Source organism: Lysinibacillus sp. NPDC058147, from assembly GCF_042884205.1.
Classification (GTDB): domain Bacteria; phylum Bacillota; class Bacilli; order Bacillales_A; family Planococcaceae; genus Lysinibacillus.
Map to the genome: position 1 here is coordinate 23058 of NZ_JBHVUJ010000016.1, position 25712 is coordinate 48769.

Below are 25712 nucleotides of genomic sequence, written 5' to 3' on the forward strand. Positions count from 1 at the left end.
CGAGTCTCTTTTCTTCCGTACGAATAGCTTTTTAAGTGGGGGAACAGATGTAGTGCGAAAGAGAACATTAATAGTTGTTTTAGCTTTTTTATGTATTTGTATTAGTGTAGTCATTTTTCTTCCTCTTCAAAAGGTATTCGCATTTACGGAAACGCGTATAAATAATCCGAAAGTGCATTATATACCACTGACAACTGAGGATACATTTGATATTAGATACACTCACTCCATCCATAAAACGGATGTACTCGAACATTATAAATGTGTAGATGAAACAAGTATTCAAATGTTAGGGATGGAGTATGAAAGTTTAGCAATCGGTATGCCAAGCTATGCAGAGAAAAATCAAACATTAACAGAACGAAATGGTAAATATTTTTTGCAGTTTGACAACGAAGTCATTGAAAATTTTACGATTTATATAGGCGATTTGGATTTAGATCTTGTATTAGATTACGAGAATTATGAATACGATTTAAAAAAAGATTTACAAAGGGGAAAATCCTATTTATTTGAGGTGAAGCGTTTATCGCTTTATGAACAATGGAGAGGAGTAAGGATGAAATGACGACACAGCATAAATCAAACGACGACGTAAAAAAAGAAGAATTCGAACAAATATCAGCTGAAGAGCAACAAGCAATACTTGAGAAATATGATATTGAATCTAATGTCCGAACTGTATCGGGCATTATGAAGCATGTCATTTTCTTTGGACTACTAGCATTTTCATTGTTTCAGCTTTACACAGCAATTAAAGGCCAATTCCCAGCGCAAATTCAGCGTACGGTACATTTAGGCTTTGGTTTGACCCTAATTTTCTTGTTATTCCCTGCTCGAAAAAAAGCAGCGAAGAATAAAATAGCTTGGTTCGATTATATTTTAGCGGTATTATCCATTGTGGTTGGTTCGTATTGGACGCTGAATTATACAGAGCTTGTCAATAGTAATGGTACCATTACGCAAACTGACTTTATTGTAGGTCTCGTAGCTGTCGTGTTGGTGCTTGAAGCAGCTCGCCGTGCAGTAGGTTTACCAATTACTATCATTGCTATATGTTTCTTAATTTATGCGTATTTCGGACCATATTTCCCGGATTTTATGGCGCATAGAGGGCAAGATTTTGAGAGTATTGTTAATCTCATGTATTATACGACAGATGGGATTTTCGGAACACCGATTAGTGTTTCTGCCACATTTATATTTGTATTTTTACTTTTTGGAGCATTCCTTGTCAAAACAGGTGTTGGCCAATACTTTAATGATTTAGCGGTATCTCTTGCAGGTAAATTAATTGGTGGTCCTGCAAAAGTGGCGGTATTTTCTAGTGCGCTTCAAGGTACGATTTCGGGAAGCTCTGTAGCGAATGTTGTAACATCTGGATCATATACGATTCCGATGATGAAAAAGCTTGGGTATCGAAAAGAGTTCGCAGGTGCGGTTGAGGCAGCAGCATCTACAGGTGGGCAGTTGATGCCTCCGATTATGGGTGCGGCAGCGTTTTTGATGGTTGAGTTTATCGGTCGCGGAATTACGTATTGGGATATTGCGAAAGCGGCGGCGATACCCGCATTACTTTATTTTACAGGTATTTGGATTATGACTCATTTCGAAGCGAAACGTGTAGGTTTAAAAGGTTTACGTGATGATCAAATGCCAAATCGTCGAGAAGTATTTAAGAAAATTTACCTTCTATTACCGATAGTTGCAATCATCGTTTTAATGTTAACAGGTACAGCAGTAATGCATGCTGCACTATATGGTATTCTTATTTCTATTGGTGTTGCTATGTTTAATAAGGAAACACGTTTAAAACCGAAGGATATTATTGCTGCATTAGTTGAAGGGGCGCGTACAGCACTTGGTGTAGTAGCGGCAACAGCTTGTGCGGGGATTATCGTAGGTGTTGTTGTGAAAACAGGTTTAGGCCTAAGTCTAGCTAATAGTTTAGTAGAATTAGCTGGTGGTAGTATTATTTTAACGCTGATATTTGTTATGATTGCTTCCCTAATTCTCGGGATGGGGGCTCCGACAACAGCAAACTATGTAATTACGTCAACAATTGCAGCTCCAGCAATCGTGGCATTATTATCACCAAATACACCACAGGAATTAGTACCAGTAGTTGTTTTATTATCGGCACACTTCTTTGTATTCTACTTTGGTATCATTGCTGATATAACCCCGCCGGTTGCACTTGCTGCCTTTGCGGCTTCGGGAATCTCTGGTGGGGATCCGATTAAAACAGGTGTAAACTCAGCGAAGCTTGCTATTGCGGCGTTTATTATTCCGTACATGATTGTATTTTCACCTGCATTGCTAATGATTGATACAACTATACCTGAAATTATATGGGTAGTAGTCACGGCCATTACAGGAATGGTAGCTATAGGTGCGGGAGTAATTGGTTACTGGTATCGCAAAATGCTATGGTTTGAACGTATTATTGCGATTGCAGCTGGTTTACTTCTTATCTATCCAGAAAAATTCTCGGATTGGGCTGGTTTAGCAATTTTTATTGTTATGTTTGTTATTCAATATGTAACGCAGCATAAAGGTAACGGTGATGACGATCAAAAAAGTAAAACGAGTGCTATAGCTTAAGTAAAGGCTTAGGACTGATATAATATTAAATAAAAAGAATCTGCTCATTTTCTGAGTTAGTAAGTGCATGCCTTGAATGTCTACAAGGAATTTGCTTCGCTTACAAGCTACAGGAACGAGCAGGTTCTTTTTATTTTGCAGTTGAAACACGAAAGTAGAATAAAAAGCTCATAAATAACTTAGCGCTTAATTGTCAATAAAATCGATTATCAAAATATGTTCAAAAACCAGAAAAAGTTGATTTGCATGTGTTTGCGAGGATTGTTAGTGTTGATAACTGTAATAAAGGTCAACCATTTAAAGGTACCTAACTTTTATTATATTAGATGAGTTGAAAGGAGATTTCGAAATGAAAAAAGCGAGTTTACTTTTAATGATCATACTTTTAGTATTTTCTCAATTATCATTGGGTAATCTATCTGTTTATGCGACAAGTAACAATGAAACTGATCTTGTACAATTGAGAAATTTAAAAGATGAAAATGTTCTAAAGGATGATGATAACAAACCACCACCAGAAGATGCTTTTATAATAAAGGATCTTGGCGATGGTGTTGCTATAACAAAGCATTATTTTGGTATATCAAAGGATTATATTAATATTCCTGATGAACTCGGGGGCAAGCCGGTTATAGAAATAGGATATAGTGCATTTTCTGGTAAGAGCCTAGTAAGTGTAAAGATTCCGTCAAATGTGATAACGATTGGGGAACTTGCATTTTCTAGTAATAAATTAACAAATGTGGATATTCCACCGAATGTTCGAACGATAGGGCAAAGTGCGTTTTATAACAATCAATTAACAAGTGTAAAAATTCCTGATGGCGTTACGACGATAGAGCCGAGCGCATTTTACAATAATCGATTAACAAACGTAGAGATTCCCTCTAGTGTAACAACGATAAAGGATTTTGCATTTACTAATAATAAGTTAACAAGTGTAGAGATTCCGTCAGGTGTTACATCAATAGGATATTCAGCTTTCAATGGAAATCCAATAACAAGTGTAGAAATTCCAGAAAGTGTTACAGAGATTAAAAGTAATGCTTTTTATAATAACAGTCTTGATTTTGTAACGTTTACTGGTACACATAATTTCAAGTGGTCTGAGAAAAACTCTCCATTCGAAGGGCAAAAAAAGGAAGGAAGAACGTTTTTAGGTTGGTTTGAAGATGAGGATTTTACAATAGATTGGAGTTACTCAGTAGTACAACCAATGACAATTTATGCAAAGTGGAGCCATTATGCTGTCACTTTTGATTCCAATGGTGGAAGTGAAGTTTCATCGATACTGGTACCATATAACGAAACAATGGAAGCTCCTTCGAATCCAGTGAAAGAAGGCTACGCATTTGAAGGTTGGTATAAGGATAAAGAACTGAAAGAGTTATGGGATTTCGATCAGGATGTAGTGAAAAAAGATATCACACTATATGCTAAATGGAAGAAAATAAGCTATACAGTCACGTTTGATACCAATGGCGGAAGCAAAGTTCCATCCCAATCAGTAGGGGCTGGAGAGTTAGTAAAAGCCCCATCCACTCCAGTAAAAGAAGGGTACACATTTGCAGGTTGGTATAAAGATAAAGGGCTTACGGAAGCATGGAATTTCAATCGAGATGTAGTAACGAAAGATATTACGCTATATGCTAAATGGTCGAAAATAAGCTATATCGTTACTTTTGATACCAATGGCGGAAGTGAAGTTCCATCCCAATCTGTAGGACCAGGTGAATTAGTAAAAGCGCCAATTGCTCCAAAGAAGGAAGGCTATACATTCGACGGCTGGCATAAAGACAAAGAATTGATAGTACAATGGGATTTTGTAAAAGATGTAGTAACAAAAAATGTTACGTTATATGCGAAATGGACAAAGGATAACGCATCAGGTGGAGGATCTGGTGGAGGTTCACCAAGCTATAAAGTCACTTTTGACTCTAATGGAGGAAGTGAAGTGCCGTCACAAACGGTGGGCTATAACGATTTAGTGAAAGCCTCGACTACTCCAGTGAGAGAAGGTCATCAATTTATTGGCTGGTTTAAGGATGCAGAGCTTAAAAATGTATGGGACTTTGCGAAAGATAGAGTAACTGCAGACATAACATTATATGCGAAATGGACAAAGGATAATGTGTCAGAAGGTAGCTATATTGTTACGTTTGATTCCGATGGAGGCAGTAAAGTTCCTTCGCAAACAGTAGCATATAAAGCTTTAGTGAAAGTCCCTTCTAAACCAACGAAGGAAGGCTATATATTTATCGGCTGGTATAAAAATAAAGACTTCACAAAAGCATGGGATTTTGCAAAAGATGTAGTTACAGAAGACTTAACGTTATATGCTCGTTGGATGCAGGAGAGTACTGGCTGTGACATTACTTTTAAGGATATTGACAATAACTGGGCGAAAGATATGATTCAAGAAGTTGCTAGTCGATGCATTATTAATGGTTACCCAGATGGCACTTTCCGACCAAATGATTTGGCTCAGCGTCAGCATGTGGTGCTTATGATTGACCGTGCATTACAACCAACATCTATTCGAGAGGCTGTATCATTTTCGGATGTACCTAAAAGTCATGTGTATTATGAACAAATTACACGACTACAACAGGCGGGTATCGTGGATGGTTCAAACGGAGCTTTTCAACCAAACGCTTATATAACACGTGCCCAAATGGCGAAAATACTGGTGCTTGCATTTGGCTTAACGCCAGAAGGCAATAGTACGTTCAAAGATGTCGATCCATCACACTGGGCGAGTGGCTATATTGCTGCTTTAGCAGACCATAACATTGCACTAGGCGATGAAAACGGTAATTTTAGACCGAATGAAAACTTAACACGAGCACAATTTACGGCGTTCATGTATAGAGCGCTTGATTTATAAATAGAAGAATTGAAAGTTTTTTACCCATGAATATTTTTATTGGGGGAATCTCAATACCGGTTACTTGGATTATTAAGTATTACCACTAAGAGAGATGTATCGAAATTTGATACATCTCTTTTGTTATTTTAAATAAGTGAAAAAAATAATAGGTTTTACACTAATTTTCATTTTGATTAGTTTGAAAACTTCAATGTATTCATTTATCAAAAAAATATCTTAGTAAAGTTTATACCTGCTTAATACGGGGTATCCATTTAATGGGTACCCATTTATTTCAAATTGTTGAAAGGATACTACAAAATGAAAAAAACAAGTTTACTAGTAATTAGTATAATTTTGATATTCCCCCAATTGTCATTAAGTAATCTGCCTGTTTATGCGAACAGCGATAGTGAAGAGGATTATGTCACAATGGACGTGGACAAAGGTGTTTCTATTTGGAGGTATAAGGGTTTATCGAAAGATATTGTTATACCCAGTGAGATTAAAGGCAAACCAGTTGTAGAAATAGGAGGATTTGCGTTTTCTGATATGTCTCTGAAAAGTGTAAAGATCCCTTCAAGTGTAACAACGATTGGTTTTAAGGCGTTTAATAATAATTTATTAGAAAATGTAGAAATTCCATTAGGTATTAAAAATATTGGAGATCATGCATTTTCTGTTAATAACTTAACAAGTGTAGAGATCCCATCAAGTGTAACAACGATTGGAGATGCTGCATTTAGTGCTAATAGATTAACAAGTGTGGAAATCCCGTCAAGTATTAAAACGATTAGCAAAGCTGCATTTTACGGTAATCAATTGACAAATGTAAATATCCCGTCAAGCGTTACAACTATAGGAGAGGAAGCATTTAGTAGAAATAAATTAGAAAATGTGGAGATCCCATCAAGTGTAACAACGATTGGTATGCGTGCATTTCAACTTAATCAATTAACAAGCTTAGATATTCCATCAAGCGTTACAACAATTGAAGAGAGTGCGTTTGGGTTTAACCAATTAACAGATGTTGAAATCCCATCAAGTGTCAAGATAATTGGCACTGGTGCATTTAGTAGAAACAAATTGAATTTCGTAATATTTCATGGTACACCTCAATTAGATTCTGACTATTCCGGAGGTCCATTCAGTTATCAATTTAAAGATAATGATTTCTTCAAAGGATGGTTTGAAGATCCGAATTTGACTATAAAGTGGACTGAATCTGTATCGCAGCCGATGACAATTTATTCAGAATGGAAAAAATTATACTACAATGTTAATTTTGATTCAAATGGAGGAAGTGAAGTATCAGCGAAAGTGGTTTTAGAAAAGGAATTACTACCATCCCCAGCTACACCCTTAAAGGACGGGCATACGTTTGCTGGTTGGTATAAGGATAAAGAACTGTCAGAAGCATGGGATTTTGCCAAAGACGTGGTGACAAAAAACATTACCTTGTATGCGAAATGGACGAAGGATGAAATTCCAGAGACAAGCTATACTATCACTTTTGATTCAAACGGTGGAAGTGAAGTCGCATCAGAAGAAGTGAAAGAAGGAGAACAGGTAAAAACCCCAACTGTCCCAACGAAGGCAGGGTATGCATTTGCTGGCTGGTATAAGGATAAAGAACTGTCAGAAGCGTGGGATTTTGCAAAAGACGTAGTGACAAAAAATGTTACGTTGTATGCAAAATGGACGAAGGAAGAAACTTCAGAGTTAAGCTATACTGTCACTTTTAATTCAAACGGAGGAAGTGAAGTATCAGCAAAAGAAGTTGTAGAAGGAGAATTACTACCATCCCCAGCTACACCCGTAAAGGGTGGGAACACGTTTGTTGGTTGGTATAAGGATGAAGAACTGTCAGAAGCATGGGATTTTGCAAAAGAGGTAGTGACAAAAAACATTACTTTGTATGCGAAATGGACTAAGGACGAAACTTCAAAGCTAAGCTATACCGTCACTTTTGATTCAAACGGAGGAAGTGAAGTATCAGCTGTAGAAGTTGTAGAAAGAGAATTACTGCCATCCCCAGCTACACCTGTAAAGGATGGGCATACGTTTGCTAATTGGTATAAGGATGTAGAGCATACAACGGCATGGGATTTCACGAAAGATAGAGTAGTGGAGAATATCACATTGTATGCGAAATGGACGAAGGATAATACTTCAGAAGGAGGGTCTGGTGGAAGTACACCAAGTTATACTGTTACTTTTGATTCCAATGGAGGAAGTAAAGTTTCATTCCAAACAGTGTCATATAGAGAATTGTTGAAAGCACCTTCTAATCCAGCGAAGGAAGGTCACATATTTGCTGGTTGGTTTAAAGATGCAGAGCTAACAACAACATGGGATTTTACGAAAGATGCAGTAACAGAAAATCTAACATTGTATGCGAAATGGAATAAAGAGAGTAAAGAATGTCAAACAACGTTCAAGGATATTGATAATAACTGGGCAAAAGATATGGTTGAAGAAATCGCTAGTAGATGCATTATTAAAGGCTACCCAGATGGCACTTTCAGACCAAATGACATGATTCAACGTCAGCATGTGGTACTTATGATTGAACGTGCCTTACCTCTAACACCACTCCAAGAAGCTGTATCATTTTTGGATGTCCCACATAGCCATCCTTATTATCAACAAATTACACTACTCCAACAAGCGGGTATTATAGACGGTTCAAATGGAACTTTCCGTCCGAATGCTTATATTACGCGTGCTCAAATGGCGAAAATAATGGTGCTTGCATTTGGCTTAACGCCAGAAGGCAATAGTACGTTCAAAGATGTCGATCCATCGCACTGGGCGAGTGGCTATATTGCGGCTCTTGCAGACCATAATATTGCGCTAGGCGATGAAAATGGTAATTTTAGACCGAATGAAAACTTAACACGTGCACAATTTACGGCGTTCATGTACCGAGCGCTTGGTTTATAAGTTTTACTAAATGAGAGATGTATCGTAATTTGATACATCTCTCCAAAATTTAATCTAAAAAGTAGATTGTTTTTATACTTTTTATGCATAATGAGCATCGTTTATTGCTTTTTTAACAAAGGTCATTGTATAATTCTTTTATCAGAAAATTCAATCAAATAAAAAGGAGGTGATTAAATGAAAAAGTTGTTGAACTCGAAATTTGAAACATATCTAATGGATCAGGAAATTGAGCTTAACATGGAAGAGGAAAAAAATGAGGAGCAACTAACGATGGTACATTATGAAGAATATCCTGAAGGTTTTTTTACAAGTTTATAATAAATATTTGAGGGCTGTGCTAAAGGTGGAAATAACTTTTAACACAGTCCTTTGTTTTTTTACATATATTAATCATTTTTGGATTGTCACCATAGCGTGTGATTCATTTCCGTTCCGACTGGGCGACTCTTTGGGAAATAGCGTCATAGATGAGACCCTGCAGCGAAGCAGCTCATCGGACGCCCCCAGGAAAGCGCCCGGTCGGAACGTAAATCAACCCACACGTTATGGTCATTGTCCTCTTTTTTTTATGAATTAGTTTCCTGTATAATGGGAAACAAAAATGCGTATAGAGGTGTAGGTATGTCAAATCCTGTAATATTAGAAGAAACAATTTACCAATGGTTTGAACATTTTCATAAATACCCAGAGGTAAGCTGGAAGGAATTCGAAACTACTAAAAAAATTGCGTCTATTTTAGATGAGTTAAACGTATCCTATCGTTTGTTAGGAGATGTTCCAGGGTTAATTGCTGAAATTGGTACAGGTGATGAAATTGTTGCTGTACGTGCAGATATAGATGCTTTATGGCAGGAAGTGGATGGGGAATGGCAAGCAAACCACTCATGTGGGCATGATGCAAATATTACGATGGTACTTGGCGCTTTATTACTACTGAAAGATCGACCATTGCGACATCGTGTTCGTTTTATTTTTCAGCCTGCTGAAGAACTTGGGAATGGAGCTTGTGCAGCCTTTGAGCGTGGAGCTGTTGATGGCGTATCGCATTTATTTGGCGTTCATTTAAGACCAATTGAAGAGCTTCCACTTGGCAAGGTATCACCTGCTATCCATCACGGAGCGGCTTATTTTTTAGAAGGAACAATACGAGGAACTGATGCCCATGGTGCTAGACCTCATCAAGGGAAAAATGCAATCGATGTTATTATGGCCGTACAACAAATGCTCCACAGCATACATTTATCACCTTTCGAACCTCATTCGGCAAAGTTAACGAAGATTGTTGCAGATGGTGGTAGTACGAATATTATTCCAGGAACTGCGAGCTTCTCAATGGATATTAGGGCGCAACGTAATAGCCAACTTGAATTACTTCGTAGTCGTATTGAGTTTGGCTTAACATCAATCCAGCAACAGTTTGAGATTGATATGGATTGGAAATGGTTAGATTTCACACCTGGTGCGGAGGTTTCTTCAGTTGCTGCACGGATGGCTAAAGACGCAATTATTGAAACACTTGGGGAAGAGCATTTAGCAGGAGAAATTACAACGCCTGGAAGTGATGATTTCCATTTTTACACAGTTAAAAAACCTGAATTAAAAGCAACAATGGTTGGAATTGGAGCTAACTTAACTCCAGGATTACATCATCCAAAAATGACTTTTGAACGAAGTGCATTAATAGATGCTGCAAAAGTACTTTCTTGTGTGTTAGAAAAAAAACCTGAATACGAATAACGATAGCGAGTGGGAGCTATATCAAAAGTGCAAAATTCTTTTGATATAGTTCCTTTTTCTTTTCTTTTTTGTCGAAATGTATGAATATTTTGCATTGTCTTTAATAGCTATTTGAAAACGTTTTTATGCGCAAAAATAATCGAAATCGCTCGAGAAGCATAAATTTTTTGCGTTGACTTTTAATTTTTCGAATATTATGCTAAAAAACATATAAAAATATTTGCGTCTTTGACAACCGAGAATGGCAACTGGTGCAAAAAAGGGGATGGGATTATATGAAAAAGGATATTAATGCTGGTTGGGCACTTCTGACTTTTGTAATAATGATAATAGCTATGCTAATTACAGTAGTTGTGTTAAAACAAAGTCCTCACGTACCACTTATTGTAGGAACAACTGTAGCAGCCATAGTTGCTAAAATGCATGGATTTAAGTGGATAGAAATTGAGGAAATGATGTATAAGGGGATACGTCTAGCTTTACCAGCTATTGTTATTATTATTTTAGTAGGTTTGACAATTGGCGCATGGATTGGCGGCGGTGTTGTCGCAACAATGATATATTTTGGTTTGAAATTAATTTCTCCAGCTTGGTTTTTAGTAACAATAATGCTGTTATGTGCAATCGTTTCACTGGCGATTGGTAGCTCGTGGTCGACGATGGCAACAATCGGTGTTGCTGGTATGGGTATTGGTTTAAGTATGGGGATTCCTGCAGCAATGATTGCTGGAGCAGTTATTTCAGGTTCATACTTTGGTGATAAGATGTCGCCATTATCGGATACTACTAATCTTGCTGCAGGTTTAACAGGCACAGACTTATTTGATCATATTAAGCATATGCTTTATACGACAATTCCGGCTTTAGTCATTGCAATTGTTGTATTTGGAATTATGGGCAGAAGCTTTGCGGATATCTCAATGAAATCAGAAAGCATTTTAACAACATTAAAAGTAATGGAGGAAAGTTTCGTTATTTCTCCTTGGTTATTACTTGTACCAGTTGGTGTAATTGTATTGGTAGCGAAAAAAGTACCTGCAATTCCAGCTTTAATTATCGGAATAATCTCAGGATTCTTACTACAAATCTTCGTACAAGGCGGCACACCTACAATGGCTGTTCATGCTTTACAAGAAGGATTTGTGATTTCAACTGGCAATGACATGGTGGACAATCTATTTAACCGTGGTGGGTTAGATTCGATGATGAATACGGTTTCAATGACAATTGTGGCTATGACATTCGGCGGGGTGTTAGAATATTCCGGCATGTTAAAAGCACTTATGAATGTCATTATAAAATTTGCTAAATCAACAGGAAGCTTAGTTGCTTCAACGATTGCTGCATGTATTACAACAAATGCTACATGTTCTGAGCAGTATATTTCAATTGTTGTTCCATCACGTATGTTTGCGAATGTGTATAGAGAGCGTGGCTTGCATTCGAAAAATTTATCTCGTGCGTTAGAAGATGGGGGAACACTAACTTCTGTATTCTTCCCATGGAATACTTGTGGAGTCTTTATTTTAGCAACATTAGGTGTAGGTGCCATGGACTATGCGCCATATGCCATTATTAATTTCCTAGTACCTATTATTTCAATTTTTTATGCATATATCGGATTTGCGATTGTTAAGCTGACACCTGAAGAAATGGAAGAAGCAGAGAAGCGTAAAAAAGAGCAAGAAATAAATGATGCTGAAATGGTCATGGCTGACTAAATCTGGAAGAGCAATTATGCTGAGGCATAATTGCTCTTAATAGGTTGCAAAGTTCAATTCATATATTGTACGAGGGCGGCCTTGTTGGTGAGTCATTTCTTCACCAACTACTTTAGCATAGCCGTTATCCACTAATTTTTTAATAATGCGCTCTGTTGTGCGGCGTGTAACCTGTAAGTATTCCGCAAGATTATGGGATGTAAATTGAGCTGATTGTCGCTCTCGGCTAAAATGAATGATTTTGGAAATATTTAATGGACTTAAGCTTGTTTGCTTTGCCATTTGTAAAACGTAGGGATCATCTGTTTTTAAAGCTAGTCTTACTGTCGATTTAGGGAATGGACCTAGCAAATTTTTATGTTCATCTAGTATATAAATTTCACAAGGTTTAGCAAATGTTAATGCATTCTTAGCATTTTGATTTGCCTCAAATATTGAATGACCATAACCAAATGCTAGCTTAAATGACTTATCGGTTTGTTGTAATAAGCTCTGTAAGGTCTCTTTTTCGAGTGCCCTTTGCAAATGCCCAGCTGTCGTATATAGCTCAAAAGAGTACGGTGAAATTTCTTTATAAGTTGAATGTGTAGCTGCCGTGATTTGCCTTAACATGTTATAGTCTATAAGTTTATCTTTAGGAGCTTCTAATAGTCCGACAACGGCTTTTACCGACTCGGATTTTGTAAGAAGTGATTGGGATTTCGTTTCCTCTAAGTATTGAATAATAGAATTAGTTGCATCTAACATGCGCATAGCCGGTATTTGAAGAGTTTGTAACTCATCAAACACACTATGAATACTTGTTATGATAAAGTCAATGCTGTTGGCTTCCCATAAAGCTATATGATGCTGCAATATAGCTTGAGTAGGTTTTGTGATAGAAATAGGCTGAATATATGGTTTTGGACCAGAATACTCTATTTCTGTTAGGACGTTTTCTACAATAGCAGGATTCATAACATCAATGGAAATTCTATTTAAAGGTACTGCATGATTAGCTATAAGCGATAACAAAGTTGTAGAAATGGCCGTCTCATCTTGTTTTATATAATTCCAAGGTATTGGTAGTTCTGACAGTGCAGATTGGGCATGCAAATAGGGTAGCGTTCCTCCAAATAAGAGTGCATCACATGGCTTCATTTCCTTTAACAAAACGGGTGCCTCTGTAGGTTGATTGTAAAGATAAAAATCTATTTGAATATTCTCTATGTTTTGTGCGATACTGTTTATACGCTTCATAAATGCTTTAGAGCAGATAACCGCTATTTTAGTAGACATAGGCAATGTTCCTTTCTATATTTTTTAATTTATTTCAGCAGATGTTCAAACATCTGCTGAAATAAATTAAAGCCTCCGGCGGATGTCATGGAATCGGAAAAGAGTTCACATAGGATGTTAGCCTAAAATCATCGCATACATGCGATAACGGCTAACTGACCTGCATCCTGCAGGCCCAAGCACAAAGCCGATTCCAGACGCAATTATGCCGAGGCATAATTGATTAATAATTAGCGACGTATTAGCGACAATTATATTATACAGGAGAGTGATAAAAATGAAAATCCAACAAGTAGAGATTTTTGCAATTCATTTACCACTTATTGATCCATTTATCATCAGTTATGCTACATATGATACGATGCCTTCTATCATTTTGAAGGTTACGACGGACACAGGTATTGTAGGCTACGGTGAAGCAGTACCAGATGAGCACGTAACAGGGGAGACATGGGAGAGCACATATGCTGTATTAAAGAATCAGCTTGCTCCTGCGATCATTGGGGAAAATCCGATGGCCTTTGAAAAACTTCACGATAAATTGAACAAAGCTGTGAAGGATGTGCCGGCAGCGAAAGCGGCGATTGACATCGCTTGTTTCGATATTGTAGGTAAAGCGTTACAGGTTCCGGTGTACCAGCTACTAGGTGGACGTTATCATGAGAAATTTCCTATTACACATGTACTGAGCATTGGAGCACCTGAGGCAATGGCCGAAGAGGCGGCTAACCGTGTGGAGATGGGCTATCGATCATTTAAAATGAAGGTAGGGACAGAGGTAGCTCGTGATGTTGCTCGTATCAAAGCGGTACGTGAACGTGTTGGTGAAGATATTGCAATTCGTGTAGATGTAAATCAAGGATGGGGCAATGCGTCAACTACATTACAAGGTTTACGTGCACTAAAGGATCTAAATATCGATTGGTTAGAGCAACCAGTAGATAGTGAAGATATTGATGGAATGGTAGAAGTGAAGTCAAAATCAGATGTACCATTAATGATTGATGAAGGACTTCGAGGGGTACGTGAAATGCGTGAAATTATTGCAAAGCGTGCAGCAGATAAAGTTAATATTAAATTAATGAAATGCGGTGGAATTTATCCTGCTATGAAACTAGCAGTTATGGCTGAAATGGCAGGCATTGAATGTCAAATCGGTTCAATGGTAGAATCTTCAGTTGGTTCAGCAGCTGGCTTCCATGTAGCATTCTCTAAAAAAATAATGACAAGTGTAGAATTAACAGGTCCATTAAAATTCTCTAAAGATGTCGGAAACTTACACTATGATGTGCCATTTATCTGTTTAAATGAAAAACCAGGATTAGGTGTAGACGTAGATGAAGAGATCCTTAAAGAATTATGTAAGTTCTCAACAATTGTAACAGCCTAAGGAGGCGGCGAAATGGGAAAAATTTTTGAAGGCATGCTTGGGGAAACGCCGTTTTTTGTTACAACATTAAATCTTCAGCATTTGCAAGAAATTGAAAAATTACAGCTTGAGGTCTACAAATCATTAGCAGACCAAAGTATATTACAGCCATTAAGCACTGAAGAATTTGACTATATTTTAAGAGGCAATGGCATGATGATAGGTGCTTACGTAGAGAATGAGTTAATTGCCTTTCGCGCACTATTGAACCCACCTGTTGACGAGGAGCATCTTGGCTATGATTGTGGGCTTGCTGAAGATGAATTTCATAAAGTTTTATATCAAGAAATATCGAATGTCTCACCAGCATATCGTGGCTATGGATTACAAAAAACATTAGCCCAAATTGTCATGAGTCATATCGATTTAGCAAAATATGATTATGTATGCTCAACGGTCAAGCCATATAATATTCCTAGTTTAAAAGACAAATTTTCTCAAGGATTAGTCGTAAAGGGATTAAAGATTAAGTATGTAGATAAGCTACGATATATTTTCTATAAGGACTTGCGACAAGAGCTACCAATCTTTACAGAAAAGAAGTCGATCTCGATGGGGGATACAATTGGGCAGCAACAGCTTTTAAAGCAGGGCTATACAGGTACTTCTATGTATGAGGATCAAAATGATTGGTTCGTCGTTTATGAAAAATAAATAACAGAAAAAGCCTTACCTTGTAGGCTAAAGAAAAATATATAAATTAAGGTGTATCAATAAACAGTGGTTGATTTTTACTCCGAGTTGGCGCTATCCGCGGGCTTGGCTGTAACTTCTTTCAACACGTGTCCAAACACCTGCTGAAAGAAGTTACAGCCTCCGGCGGATGTCACATAATCGGAAAGGAGCTCTTTGTGCCAGCACAAAGCCGATTCCGGACGCAATTATGCCGAAGCATAATTGATTATCCTCGTCACTACGTTCCTGCATGGCTTTCAGCGCAAGTTAACCCCGCAGGAGTCGCCACTCTCCGTGAAAAATCAACAGCTCCTCATCACTAGTATGAGTGACAAGCTGATCCAAAATAGTCTTATAGCCATGATAAACAAACAAAGCCATGTAAAATAACAATATAGTTATTTAATTTTAAAGGCTCAAACAAACACAACCCCGTTCTGAATTAGGCCGGGGTTAAAAATATAGTTGATTAGTTTTCGAGATAGGGTATTTAACTATACTACATTAAAGTAGTTTTTTAGTTATTAGATTTAAAATTGATTATTTCTCCATCAGTTGTTTGGACCACTAGCGGCTCAACAATTTTTTCTAGACCTATCTCTATAAATGGGAGCCCCTCTTTTGCATTTCCCTTATCGACAACTTTAACTGTAATTTCAGTGTTCCCTAAGGTCTTTACATCTTTTACTTCCAGATGCTTTCCTTCATATTTCTCGCCTAATTGAATATGGATTTGTTTCATTCCTTCAGAAATCGTAGATACTTCGTAGTAGGAGGAAGTATCGTTACCCGCCTCTATAAGGCCTTCTTCATTGACCCAATAACCTTTATTTGAAGTAATCGTCCAACCAATAATAGCAAAAATAAAGACTGGGACTATCAATAAGATTGATTTATCCACTTTGTTAAATTCAGACTGTTTTATACCTTTTATGAAAGGGAGTAACAACGTCCCGCCCATGGCAGCTGTCAAAATGCCTACTCCAATAATTCCAAAGCCCATCCCTTCAAAGCCTCCCACTTTGAACAATCCGTATAGGACAGTAAGCACAGCAATTAAAAATGTCACAATTGGAGCCAAGTAGAACTTTCCTGTTTTTTTCAAAGCTATTAAAGTAAAAAGGAAAATACTTGCCCCTAAAATGAAACCAACTAAAACTATCATTCCCAATTCGTTCACCCCATGTATTAATAGAAAATCGATATCAGTGTGTCTAAAAAAAATATGACCCCTAAATCAAAAAGAATCGAGAGTATAACCCATCTTTTGGTAAAAAAGGTCATCGTGAATACTGATAAAAAAATAGCTGCTGGGAAATAGAACATGAAAGTGGCACTTTTGATATATTCAATGGCCGCATCAGCAGACAGTTCCCAGTTGTAAAAATGAAAAGAAGAATATAGGATATAAAATAAAATGAGAGCTCTAATGGAAATGAATAACCATTTAAGGCCGTGATTAAACTGAACTAATTTCTTCAATGGCTTTATTTCTACTTCTTCACTTAATTCTAACATCGGATAATTTCCCTCAGCTAATTCATTAAATAATTGCCTACACTCATTGCAGTCTTGGATATGTTCCAAAACTACTTCTTTAGTTTCTTGTTCTAACTCATCAAATACAGAGATTAACTCCCGCGAAAGAATATGAATCTTTTGGGAATCCTCCATCTTTTTCACCTCTTTCTAGCCATCTGCTTTCTCATCCTAAATATTTTGGACTTTAATGTAGGGATAGGTATATTCAAAAGTGCACTTATTTCTTGGTAATCATAACCATAATGAAACTTTGCTAAAAAAATGGCCTTATCACTCGTCGATAAATAACCTAATGTAGTTATAATTTGAGAATTTATGATTGCCTTTGATTCGGGTGTTTGATTATCAATTAATAAGTTTTCAATTACACTTTCATCATGAAACAGCTCGGGTTTTCTTTTTTTGTAATGATCGAGAAGTGTATTTTTAGCTACCTTTACTAACCAACTTTTCATATAAGTAACTTCTTGAATTTTTAATGGATCTGTTAAGATTTTTGCAAATAACTCTTGGATGATGTCATCCGCTACGTCATAACTTTTAGTTAATCCAATTAAAAAATTCCGCAAATATGTGTAATGTTCCTCGTAAATCTCTTCAATCACCTCAAATGGATTTTGATTAATCATTTTTATCCTCCGTAATATATCGCGCACTAAAGAGACGACTCAGATTGGAAAAAGTTTTAATTTTTTTTAGTAATAGTAAAAAAGTTAATATTAGCTAGCGGAAAAATAAAAAGAATCCAGTTTGAATAAAAGATTGATCAAACTGGATCCTTTTAATGTGAGAGGTAAGACTTTTTTATTTCATCGGACAAAAGCCACAAGCCATTAAACCAGGGATGTCTTTAGAAAAACAACATGATTTTCGTACAGGAACGTTCACTAAATTAGTAGGGCTTTGACCGCCTGTATATTGTGCCCACCAAGATTTGTTGGAGAAACGTGCCCATGTTTTAGGGTCCTCTAAAGCTTCAATATCCTCCATTGCCTGATCGGCTAGGCCGGGGTTAGAAAGCAATATATGATAGTGCCAAAGTAGATATCCAAAGAAATTCTCCCAAATAGTGAGAGGGGAAATAGATGTTACTTTACGAAGTTGTTGAACGATAACATGCCCATCGTAGAGGATCTTCTCAATAACTGCTTGACGTTCATCCTCATCGACATAACGCCAATCGTTTGGGTTCACAAACATTGCGACTGTAAAACTGTCGAACTCTTTTGCTGCATCAAAACGAAGCTCGATTGGTTTACCGTCCCATACCTCGTCATAGGCGGCAAGCATGTAAAGTTGCATAGCGAAAAACATACCGTAACGGCGTGCAAAATGAGAAATAGCGGCTGTTTCCGTAGCTGCGTCTGTAATTCCCATCATTAGGTTTAAAAAGTCAGGATGATAAAAGTCCTTATGTATATCCGCTAATGTAAATAATGTCCGCTTTGGTTCTGTCGTATAAATGCTATAGGAATTCAATTGTCGAACTTGATCCATCGTTAATGCTGGCATTGTGATCACCTTTTCTTTCAGTCTTCTGTTACTTCAATTATAAATTAATCATTTTTGCTTCACAAATGGAATGCAATATAGTAAAATACATTAAACATATCTGAAAGGTAGGTTTTGTGATGTCACAGCCTCATTCAATTCCAAGGCCGCTCGTTCGACTCAATCAATGGACAATTCTTTTAAGTGTCATGCTAACGTGGGTAACAGGCGTTTTTTGGATTTTAGCAATTCCTTTAGTAGCAAATTTATTAGGTGTTTTATGCAATTTTAATCCAATTATTCGAGTAGGGAAGCTGTTTCTAAAAAAGGCGCCATCTACATATATACCAGAGGATGCACAACAGCAAAAATTTAATTCTAGAATAGCTAGCTTTTGTTTAGCAGGTGGAATTTTAGGTTACTTGCTTAAATGGCAGGCGGTTGGCTATGTCTTTACAGGAATGGTTGCTGTAGCTTCCTCGTTAGCAATTGCAGGATTTTGTATAGGCTGTTTCCTACATTTTCAGCTAAAGCAATGGCAATACCGTCGCTCGCTGAAGAAGGCATTGTAAGCATTAAAATATTTAAAAAAATTTTCAGATTAATGTTGACTTTTTAATTGATAATGATTATCATTATCGTATAAAGATTATTCCTCCTCTACAATACAGTGTAGAGAGGATGAACTTTAGCTACTTTTCTCCAGAAGTTTGCTAGTTCATGATAACGCTCCTAAAACCCCCCTCATTTTTTGGGAACGTGAAAATCTCAGAGCGACTTATGCCTATATGGCTAAGTCGCTCTTTTTTTGGTTGAAACTGAAATTGTTCCGATAAAACGTGATAATGTTCCGATAAAAGTTAATATTGTTCCGATATATCCGCAAAGTATTCCTATAAAATAAACTCATCATTATAACGCGCGTTTGAAAAAAAATGTAGCTTTCTATATTATACCAATAATTACAATTTAATATATAATATACCTACAATATTGGAGGAGTGATTATCTTATGTTTTATATTAGAAATTTCGAAGGTAATATAAAAGAGTTTGAGTTCTTTCAAGAAATGTTATATGAATCTGTAATTATTCCTGAGCATAAACCATCGAAAGAGGTTTTGCTAAACTCCCCTCACATAAGAAAATATCATGAAGGTTGGGGGAGGAATGGAGATACGGTTTTGATTGCCTTTGATGCAGAAAATCAAACTGTTGGTGCAGTCTGGTACAGATTGTTTGATGAAAATAATAAAAGCTATGGTTATATTGATTGCAATACTCCTGAAATAGGAATTGCTGTTTCAAAAGATGTAAGAGGAAAAGGGTTGGGAACCTTACTGATGCGTAAAATAATTCAACAAGCGCAGGATGAAGGATACAATACCATTTCACTTAGTGTAGACCTTGAAAATAGTTCGGCCATTAATATTTATAACAAACTTGGCTTTCAAGATTATGAAGTAGTAGGCACTTCTAAAACAATGATTTACAAATTATAGTGCTCTCTAGAATAAAAAATGTACACTACTAAAAGTGAATTTAGTAATGTACATTTTTTTCTTTAAAATTACTGCGTAGGGTTGCTATGAACAGCACTTTTTTTCCCTAGTAGCATCGTATAGTAGCTGTGTAGCAACATGCCAACAATAATGACACCTAGGCCTGCAAGCGCAATTGGATTTGGGAATGCAATACCGAGTAATAATACTTCACCAATAATGACAAAGAGTATTTCAGTCGATTGTGTTGCTTCAACAGCTGCGAGCTTGCCTTGATGATCGTGAACACGGTCAGTTGCAATGAAAAATAAAGTTGTGGCGATGACACCAGAGCTTATGCCTACAAGCAACGATTGTATCACTTGGTTCATGGAAGGAGGCCCGACAGTTGCCAATGCATAAATGGCTAGAATAATCCATGCAGGCATCGAGGCGATGGTCATTCCGAGAACTCGTTGATATGTATCGATTCGTCCACCACAGATTTCCATCATTTTGCGGTTACCAAGAGGGTAGGCAAATGCAGCGATGACAACAGGTAAAATGCCTAGCATTAAACTTTTAAGTGGAACAGATTGTGCCTGTGGTATTTGAATAAGTAAAATGCCGACTAAAATGACACATGAAATGAGTAATGAAACAAGGGGTATTTTTTGACGTACAGTTTTCCCAGCTACTACTGAAACAAATAGAGGAGCTAGTAATACGCCAGCGACAATTGTCAATTGCCATGTTCCGGAAACAAGCCAACCTGGACCGAATGCTGCTGCAAATGTCAGTGGTGCATAGAACAATACGAATCCGATAAAGCTCCAAAGTAGCCAAGCGATAGGTTGTGCTTTCATTTCACCTGATAGTTGGGAAAAGCCTTTTCGATAGAAGACGATCACAAGTAAAAACGGTAGCATAAAGAAATAGCGCAGCGATGCACTCCATAGCCAGCTACCACCTTGCATTTCCATTGCATGATTTAATATAAATGTAACAGCAAAAAAAAGTGAGGCTAAAATGCCTAATGCAATTTCTTTCATTAAAGTCACCTCAAAGCCCTTTATGTAATTCGAAAATTCAGTCATTGTTTTTGGAAAAGTTACGAAGAAGGGATAAACCCTTCTTCGTAACTATTTTCCTTGTTGTTCAAAAAGCTGTACGATTTCAATAATCACTTGTGTAGCTTTCTCCATCGTTTCGCCAGATACATATTCGAATTTACCGTGCATATTTTCGCCACCTGCAAAAATATTTGGTGTTGGTAAGCCCATGTAAGAAAGCTGTGATCCATCAGTACCGCCACGGATTGGTAATGTAATTGGAGTAATATCTAATTTTTCCATTGCTATGCGTGCAATGTCGACGATTTCTTTAACAGGCTCAATTTTTTCGCCCATATTATAGTATTGATCTTCAATTGTAATGTTTAAAGCATCCTCGCCATAGTGGGCTTTAATTTTTGCTGCAGCAGCAAGCATTAAATGTTTTTTTGCCTCGAATTTTTGACGGTCATGGTCTCGGACGATATAAGAAAGCTCAGTATGCTCGATTGCTCCGTTAAAGCCCATTAAGTGAATAAAGCCCTCATAACCATCCGTTTTTTCTGGTACTTCATCGGTAGGCATTTCATTTTGGAAGGCGATCGCCATTGTGATGGCATTGACCATTTTATTTTTCGCAGAACCAGGGTGTACACTCGTACCTTTTGTCACAACCTTTACGCCTGCAGCATTAAAGCTTTCGTACTGTAACTCGCCAAGTGGTCCTCCATCCATCGTATAAGCATAGTCTGCTCCAAAGGCAGCCACATCGAATTTATGAGGACCGCGGCCAATTTCTTCATCAGGTGTAAACGCTACACGCAATTTACCGTGTTTAATAGAAGGGTTTTTTATTAGGTATTCCATAGCCGTCATAATTTCTGCGATACCAGCTTTATCGTCAGCGCCTAATAATGTCGTACCGTCCGTTGTAATTAACGTTTGACCTACATAATTTTTAAGCTCAGGAAAATCTGTTGGCGACATCGCTAGATTTTCATTGAGTTGGATAACTCCGCCATCATAGTTGTCAATGCGCTGTGGATTAACGTTTGTGCCAGTGAAGTCTGTTGTAGTGTCCACATGTGCTAAAAAACCAATAGTAGGCACTTCTTTATCTGTATTTGCTTCGAGTGTTGCAAATAAATAACCATTTTCATCTAATGTAATGTCAGTTAAGCCTACTGCAGCAAGTTCATCTTTTAGGACATGCAATAAGTCAAATTGTTTTTGTGTTGAAGGAGTTGTTTCGCTTGTGAAATCAGATTGTGTATCAATTTTTGCATAACGAATTAAACGCTCGATTACTTGTTCTTTCATAAGTATGGCCTCCTAATGTATATTTCTAACTTCTTTTAGCGGGTGCGCAAACACTCACTGAAAGAAGTTAAAGCCTCCGGCGGATGTCACAGAATCGGAAAAGAAGTTCTTTGTGCAAGCACAAAGCCGATTCCGGACGCAATTATGCCCGAGGCATAATTGATATTATTGTAACACTTTACTTCGGATTTCGGAATATTGAGAAATACTTAAGGCAATTAGTATTTGAGCACCGTAATATGTCAACATAATAATCTCGTGTGAAAATGGTAAGGGCGTAACAAATTTATTAATAGATAAATAGGAATCTGATGAAATAAATAGCAGAGCTCCAATCGTTGCAAATGTAGAACCTGTTCGAATCGCAGTCCAACCCATCGTTAATATGACCAAAATATAGGCAATTACCGCGATACCCAGCACGACTTCCCCTGATGAAAACACTGTACCTGCTATCCACACAGCCATACTTGCCCCGTAAACGAGTAAGACAATCTTCGCCCAAGTCGGTACTTGTCGTTCATTAGTAGAAAAAAAGGCGAGGATATAAAAAATATGACCGATTAAGAAGCTTGTTAGCCCAACTAGAAACCACTGTAGTGTATAATCACCGACCATACAAAACACAAGTCCGATGACGATCAGTAGTTGATACTTTTTAATGCCTAAATTTCTTTGTGTAGCGGCTAAAATAATTATTAAAAGCATTGGAATAACTTTAAAGATAAGTATCAAGCTTTCTGCAATATGGGGCAGGAAAAAAACATAATAAAGACCAAACAAAATAATAAATGCTATTAAAATTTTTTTAGACAAATTTCTCATCTCCTTTTCTTTGAAATTCTTTATCTATGTCAGAATTTCCTTTATTCTTTTGTGAAGGAAATAAACAAGAGTGTACTCACTCATCTTATGTATGAAACTTTTTTAGTATGTAGCCGTAAATAAGTGGACAGTAAGCTTAGAAAGGGTGAATAAAATGACTAAGCTATTAATAGCTTCGGCAGTCATTGGACTAATCGCGAGTGTTTTATTAACACCGATTATCACGAAAAAACGAGAAGATGGTGGATCTAAAAAGGTAATTGGCTTCTTCTTTATAGGTGTATTTATACTAGGATTTTTAGCTACTGGTATAACAGTATATGTGACAAAAATGGATGTGAACTGGCTTGCTTTTTGGCCTGCTATTATTCTACTAACATTAGGCGGAGCACTTCTTGCAAGTGGTATTGAAAGAAAAATAAAGGGTGTTTTATTTTTAGCTAGCTTAGGTGTTGCAGTGTATGTATTATCAGCTCCTTTATGGAATTCTAACGAAAAATTCAAATCAGCTGAGATGAAGGAAGAGGTTGAAATTAAACCATTCGATGAAACACAAACGCCAGCTAGTGTTCCTCCTAAATTTGCTCGTAATAAGATGAAAAAAGCGTTCGGACAAGTACCGAATACGAGTTACTATGAGCTAGGGCGTTTACAAATTCAAAAAGTAAATGGTGAATATGTTTATATAGCGCCAGTAGAGTTTTCAGGTTTCTTTAAATGGATGAACGGCGGGACGACTCCTGGTTACTTTATAATGAGTGCAACGGATTCGGCGGACAATCCTAAATTTGTTAAGCAGGAAATGAAGTATGTTCCTTCTGCTTATTTAAATTCAAATTTAGAGCGTCATATACGTTTACAACATCCATTCCTTGTTTTTTACGGAGATGTACAACTTGAAATAGATGATGATGGTAAACCATACTACATCCGTTCATATGGTGAATTTATTTCAGCACGTAATGGCTTCGATGTAAAAGGGATCGTGCTTGTAGATGCGCTGACAGGAAAATCAGAAGTTATTAAGTTGAAAGATGTCCCAGAGTTTATTGATGGAGCGGTTTCTCCAGAGACAGTAAGCTTACAAAATAGTTATTTCGGTAATTATGTACACGGATTTTGGAACAGTAAGTTTGGCAAGAAAGACGTAAAACTTCCGTCAGATGAAGGAACAGAGGCAAATGTTAGCCCGATTTTTGACGCGAAGGGCGATATGTATTATTTCACTGACTTTACGAGTCCTAAAGAAGGTGTCGATTCAATGCTAGGCTATTCCTTAACAAATGCCCGAACAGGCCAAGCAACCTATTATACTGGAAACTTAGACTCTTCTTATATGGATTCCCAAGGTAACTTGCAAATTATTGAGAAGAAGTTTATAGAGAAAAAATGGTCTGGAGAAATGCCGGTATTGTATAACTTTTACGGTGAAGCTAGCTGGCTAACAGCGGTGCTTGACTCAAATGGTTTCTTACAAAATTATTTCATCGTTTCTGCGGCAAACCCTGAAATATCAGTTTATGCGGCAACCCCTAAAGAAGCGCTGAAATTATATAAAACAGCCTTAAGTCGCGGTGGAACTACAGTTGAGGGAAGCTCACATGCAGAAGAGAAAAATGTAAGTGGAAAAGTGCTTCGCGTATACAAAGAACGTCTCGGTGACTATACAGTTGTATCGTTTTTACTAAATAACGGGGCAAACTATTTGGTAAGCTCTGAAACAGAACCACTTGCAATTTATTTGCAAGAAGGTGATGATGTCATTCTCACTTATGGTGATACGGGAGAGCAGTTCTTACCAGTTCGATCAATGATTATTAAAGGATTACAATAAAAGAAAAAAGACGATCTTTGTAGCATAGTACTACTTGATCGTCTTTTTTATGTTGGTTGAGATTATATATAGTGAAGCATCTTTTCCTGGTGATTAGTATAAAGTGCTTTTGCATGATCGTTTAACGCAAATATTTCATGAATGTACCCTTGAAGTAAATGTTGTTCATATTCAAAAGCAGAATGGTCTTCGTTTTCTAATATATGCGCTAATAAAAGTGCGTGTAACACAACGACCTCTAAATTTTGAGTATTTGTAATGAATTTTAAGTTGAGGATGGTAGTATGGGAAACGAATTGATTCACATAATCAATAGCATTCTTATAAACAGCTAAGTCGATCTGTGGTTCGATTCTTTTTCTTAATAATGTACAAGTATTATTTAAGTCTTGAATTTTTAAAAATAAACCTCTTACACTTCGCTTGTGTTGATGTTCTAAAGTACGAGCAAGATCTTTATTGACATAGGACATTTATACATAACTCCTTCCCACATAGTGGTCATCTATTAGTATTAATGGAATTTTTTAAAAAGAAAAGAGTCTTTTTGTTTAATTTAAGCTTCTCCCGCCAAAAAAGTCTCTTACTTATAAACGTGAAAAACAATGTATTTTCTCATTTAATCAGCTATTGAATAAAGTTTGATCAAAACGGTAGCTCAATAATTAAATAGGAAGCTTTTCAATGAAATGAAAAAGTATAAATTTTTATTAAAAAAGTATTGACCTTTTTGAAATACAGGTGTAATATTATACAAGTCGTTAAGATAACTACTGAAAAATAACTAAATTAGTTGTTGACATAGAGTTTTCGACATGATATTATATAAAAGTTGCTGTTGAAGAAACGGCAACGAAATGAACCTTGAAAACTGAACAAGCAAAACGTAATCAATAAAGTTTTTAG

At 36.9% G+C, this 25712-nt stretch carries 21 protein-coding genes; 12 read left to right on the forward strand and 9 right to left on the reverse strand.

The genetic code is table 11. The features are described 5' to 3' along the window. Nucleotides 1–52 precede the first annotated feature (52 nt). The 7 genes from ACFVT8_RS23920 to nhaC all read left to right on the forward strand — a co-directional run bounded on the left by ACFVT8_RS23920 (nucleotide 53) and on the right by nhaC (nucleotide 11880). Nucleotides 53–568: a DUF1850 domain-containing protein gene (locus tag ACFVT8_RS23920; protein WP_387086169.1), complete on the forward strand. Its 516-nt coding sequence runs from the start codon at nucleotides 53–55 to the stop codon at nucleotides 566–568. After that, nucleotides 565–2604, forward strand: coding sequence for a TRAP transporter permease (locus tag ACFVT8_RS23925; protein WP_387086171.1), 2040 nt, complete (start codon nucleotides 565–567; stop codon nucleotides 2602–2604). The genes ACFVT8_RS23920 and ACFVT8_RS23925 overlap by 4 nt, the downstream gene beginning before the upstream one ends. Nucleotides 2605–2953: 349 nt before the next feature. After that, the gene (locus ACFVT8_RS23930; protein WP_387086174.1) at nucleotides 2954–5491 is read left to right on the forward strand and encodes an InlB B-repeat-containing protein; all 2538 of its coding nucleotides are present in this window, start codon (nucleotides 2954–2956) and stop codon (nucleotides 5489–5491) included. A 303-nt stretch (nucleotides 5492–5794) separates the two neighbouring features. Next, nucleotides 5795–8419, forward strand: a complete 2625-nt coding sequence (locus tag ACFVT8_RS23935; RefSeq protein ID WP_387086177.1) for an InlB B-repeat-containing protein — start codon at nucleotides 5795–5797, stop codon at nucleotides 8417–8419. A gap of 177 nt (nucleotides 8420–8596) precedes the next feature. Continuing rightward, nucleotides 8597–8740, forward strand: a complete 144-nt coding sequence (locus ACFVT8_RS23940; RefSeq protein ID WP_387086180.1) for a hypothetical protein — start codon at nucleotides 8597–8599, stop codon at nucleotides 8738–8740. Nucleotides 8741–9043: 303 nt separating this feature from the next. Continuing rightward, entirely contained in the window at nucleotides 9044–10159 is a 1116-nt protein-coding gene (locus ACFVT8_RS23945; protein ID WP_387086183.1) for an amidohydrolase, read from the forward strand. A gap of 275 nt (nucleotides 10160–10434) precedes the next feature. Next, nucleotides 10435–11880, forward strand: coding sequence for a Na+/H+ antiporter NhaC (nhaC, locus tag ACFVT8_RS23950; protein WP_387086186.1), 1446 nt, complete (start codon nucleotides 10435–10437; stop codon nucleotides 11878–11880). Between the two features lie 36 nt (nucleotides 11881–11916). Here the strand turns inward: nhaC and ACFVT8_RS23955 are convergent, their stop codons facing one another. Next, the gene (locus ACFVT8_RS23955; RefSeq protein WP_387086189.1) at nucleotides 11917–13158 is read right to left on the reverse strand and encodes a hypothetical protein; all 1242 of its coding nucleotides are present in this window, start codon (nucleotides 13156–13158) and stop codon (nucleotides 11917–11919) included. Nucleotides 13159–13435: 277 nt separating this feature from the next. Between ACFVT8_RS23955 and ACFVT8_RS23960 the strand changes: the two genes are divergently transcribed. Both ACFVT8_RS23960 and ACFVT8_RS23965 read left to right on the forward strand, forming a co-directional pair. Then, nucleotides 13436–14548, forward strand: a complete 1113-nt coding sequence (locus ACFVT8_RS23960) for a mandelate racemase/muconate lactonizing enzyme family protein (protein ID WP_387086192.1) — start codon at nucleotides 13436–13438, stop codon at nucleotides 14546–14548. A gap of 12 nt (nucleotides 14549–14560) precedes the next feature. Next, nucleotides 14561–15241, forward strand: a complete 681-nt coding sequence (locus ACFVT8_RS23965; RefSeq protein ID WP_387086195.1) for a GNAT family N-acetyltransferase — start codon at nucleotides 14561–14563, stop codon at nucleotides 15239–15241. Nucleotides 15242–15779: 538 nt separating this feature from the next. Here ACFVT8_RS23965 and ACFVT8_RS23970 read toward each other — a convergent pair. From ACFVT8_RS23970 to ACFVT8_RS23985, 4 genes are all read right to left on the reverse strand, one after another. Beyond that, the gene (locus ACFVT8_RS23970; protein WP_387086229.1) at nucleotides 15780–16427 is read right to left on the reverse strand and encodes a hypothetical protein; all 648 of its coding nucleotides are present in this window, start codon (nucleotides 16425–16427) and stop codon (nucleotides 15780–15782) included. A 23-nt stretch (nucleotides 16428–16450) separates the two neighbouring features. Continuing rightward, nucleotides 16451–16936, reverse strand: a complete 486-nt coding sequence (locus tag ACFVT8_RS23975) for a hypothetical protein (protein WP_349661803.1) — start codon at nucleotides 16934–16936, stop codon at nucleotides 16451–16453. 5 nt (nucleotides 16937–16941) lie between these two features. Further along, nucleotides 16942–17433 (reverse strand): RNA polymerase sigma factor, encoded by a 492-nt coding sequence (locus ACFVT8_RS23980; protein WP_387086198.1) that lies wholly within the window; start codon nucleotides 17431–17433, stop codon nucleotides 16942–16944. A gap of 175 nt (nucleotides 17434–17608) precedes the next feature. Next, entirely contained in the window at nucleotides 17609–18316 is a 708-nt protein-coding gene (locus tag ACFVT8_RS23985) for a Fe-S oxidoreductase (protein ID WP_308221943.1), read from the reverse strand. A 119-nt stretch (nucleotides 18317–18435) separates the two neighbouring features. Between ACFVT8_RS23985 and ACFVT8_RS23990 the strand changes: the two genes are divergently transcribed. Together ACFVT8_RS23990 and ACFVT8_RS23995 are read left to right on the forward strand one after the other, a co-directional pair. Further along, on the forward strand, nucleotides 18436–18867 hold the full coding sequence (locus ACFVT8_RS23990; RefSeq protein WP_387086202.1) for a DUF4395 domain-containing protein: 432 nt from the start codon (nucleotides 18436–18438) through the stop codon (nucleotides 18865–18867). 440 nt (nucleotides 18868–19307) lie between these two features. Next, nucleotides 19308–19796, forward strand: a complete 489-nt coding sequence (locus tag ACFVT8_RS23995; protein WP_387086205.1) for a GNAT family N-acetyltransferase — start codon at nucleotides 19308–19310, stop codon at nucleotides 19794–19796. 68 nt (nucleotides 19797–19864) lie between these two features. Here ACFVT8_RS23995 and ACFVT8_RS24000 read toward each other — a convergent pair whose 3' ends face one another. From ACFVT8_RS24000 to ACFVT8_RS24010, 3 genes are all read right to left on the reverse strand, one after another. Continuing rightward, complete coding sequence (locus ACFVT8_RS24000) at nucleotides 19865–20827, reverse strand: DMT family transporter (RefSeq protein ID WP_387086208.1); 963 nt, start codon at nucleotides 20825–20827, stop codon at nucleotides 19865–19867. Nucleotides 20828–20917: 90 nt separating this feature from the next. Continuing rightward, on the reverse strand, nucleotides 20918–22147 hold the full coding sequence (gene pepT, locus ACFVT8_RS24005) for a peptidase T (RefSeq protein ID WP_387086211.1): 1230 nt from the start codon (nucleotides 22145–22147) through the stop codon (nucleotides 20918–20920). A 165-nt stretch (nucleotides 22148–22312) separates the two neighbouring features. Continuing rightward, nucleotides 22313–22963: a lysoplasmalogenase gene (locus ACFVT8_RS24010; protein ID WP_387086214.1), complete on the reverse strand. Its 651-nt coding sequence runs from the start codon at nucleotides 22961–22963 to the stop codon at nucleotides 22313–22315. A 163-nt stretch (nucleotides 22964–23126) separates the two neighbouring features. Here ACFVT8_RS24010 and ACFVT8_RS24015 point away from each other — a divergent pair, with 163 nt between their 5' ends. Beyond that, entirely contained in the window at nucleotides 23127–24806 is a 1680-nt protein-coding gene (locus ACFVT8_RS24015; RefSeq protein ID WP_387086217.1) for a hypothetical protein, read from the forward strand. A 62-nt stretch (nucleotides 24807–24868) separates the two neighbouring features. Here ACFVT8_RS24015 and ACFVT8_RS24020 read toward each other — a convergent pair whose 3' ends face one another. Next, complete coding sequence (locus tag ACFVT8_RS24020; protein WP_387086220.1) at nucleotides 24869–25279, reverse strand: hypothetical protein; 411 nt, start codon at nucleotides 25277–25279, stop codon at nucleotides 24869–24871. Between the last annotated feature and the right edge of the window lie 433 nt (nucleotides 25280–25712).

Excerpts from the sequence above, each read along its gene's own strand:
- ACFVT8_RS24000 (WP_387086208.1), bottom strand. The coding sequence starts at position 20,827 with ATGAAAGAAATTGCATTAGGCATTTTAGCCTCACTTTTTTTTGCTGTT.
- ACFVT8_RS23930 (WP_387086174.1), top strand. The coding sequence starts at position 2,954 with ATGAAAAAAGCGAGTTTACTTTTAATGATCATACTTTTAGTATTTTCT.
- ACFVT8_RS23960 (WP_387086192.1), top strand. The coding sequence starts at position 13,436 with ATGAAAATCCAACAAGTAGAGATTTTTGCAATTCATTTACCACTTATT.
- ACFVT8_RS23935 (WP_387086177.1), top strand. The coding sequence starts at position 5,795 with ATGAAAAAAACAAGTTTACTAGTAATTAGTATAATTTTGATATTCCCC.
- ACFVT8_RS23975 (WP_349661803.1), bottom strand. The coding sequence starts at position 16,936 with ATGGAGGATTCCCAAAAGATTCATATTCTTTCGCGGGAGTTAATCTCT.
- ACFVT8_RS24020 (WP_387086220.1), bottom strand. The coding sequence starts at position 25,279 with ATGTCCTATGTCAATAAAGATCTTGCTCGTACTTTAGAACATCAACAC.
- ACFVT8_RS23945 (WP_387086183.1), top strand. The coding sequence starts at position 9,044 with ATGTCAAATCCTGTAATATTAGAAGAAACAATTTACCAATGGTTTGAA.
- ACFVT8_RS23985 (WP_308221943.1), bottom strand. The coding sequence starts at position 18,316 with ATGCCAGCATTAACGATGGATCAAGTTCGACAATTGAATTCCTATAGC.
- ACFVT8_RS23965 (WP_387086195.1), top strand. The coding sequence starts at position 14,561 with ATGGGAAAAATTTTTGAAGGCATGCTTGGGGAAACGCCGTTTTTTGTT.
- ACFVT8_RS23970 (WP_387086229.1), bottom strand. The coding sequence starts at position 16,427 with ATGATAGTTTTAGTTGGTTTCATTTTAGGGGCAAGTATTTTCCTTTTT.
- ACFVT8_RS23990 (WP_387086202.1), top strand. The coding sequence starts at position 18,436 with ATGTCACAGCCTCATTCAATTCCAAGGCCGCTCGTTCGACTCAATCAA.
- ACFVT8_RS23955 (WP_387086189.1), bottom strand. The coding sequence starts at position 13,158 with ATGTCTACTAAAATAGCGGTTATCTGCTCTAAAGCATTTATGAAGCGT.
- ACFVT8_RS23925 (WP_387086171.1), top strand. The coding sequence starts at position 565 with ATGACGACACAGCATAAATCAAACGACGACGTAAAAAAAGAAGAATTC.
- pepT (WP_387086211.1), bottom strand. The coding sequence starts at position 22,147 with ATGAAAGAACAAGTAATCGAGCGTTTAATTCGTTATGCAAAAATTGAT.
- ACFVT8_RS24015 (WP_387086217.1), top strand. The coding sequence starts at position 23,127 with ATGACTAAGCTATTAATAGCTTCGGCAGTCATTGGACTAATCGCGAGT.
- nhaC (WP_387086186.1), top strand. The coding sequence starts at position 10,435 with ATGAAAAAGGATATTAATGCTGGTTGGGCACTTCTGACTTTTGTAATA.
- ACFVT8_RS23995 (WP_387086205.1), top strand. The coding sequence starts at position 19,308 with ATGTTTTATATTAGAAATTTCGAAGGTAATATAAAAGAGTTTGAGTTC.
- ACFVT8_RS23980 (WP_387086198.1), bottom strand. The coding sequence starts at position 17,433 with ATGATTAATCAAAATCCATTTGAGGTGATTGAAGAGATTTACGAGGAA.
- ACFVT8_RS23940 (WP_387086180.1), top strand. The coding sequence starts at position 8,597 with ATGAAAAAGTTGTTGAACTCGAAATTTGAAACATATCTAATGGATCAG.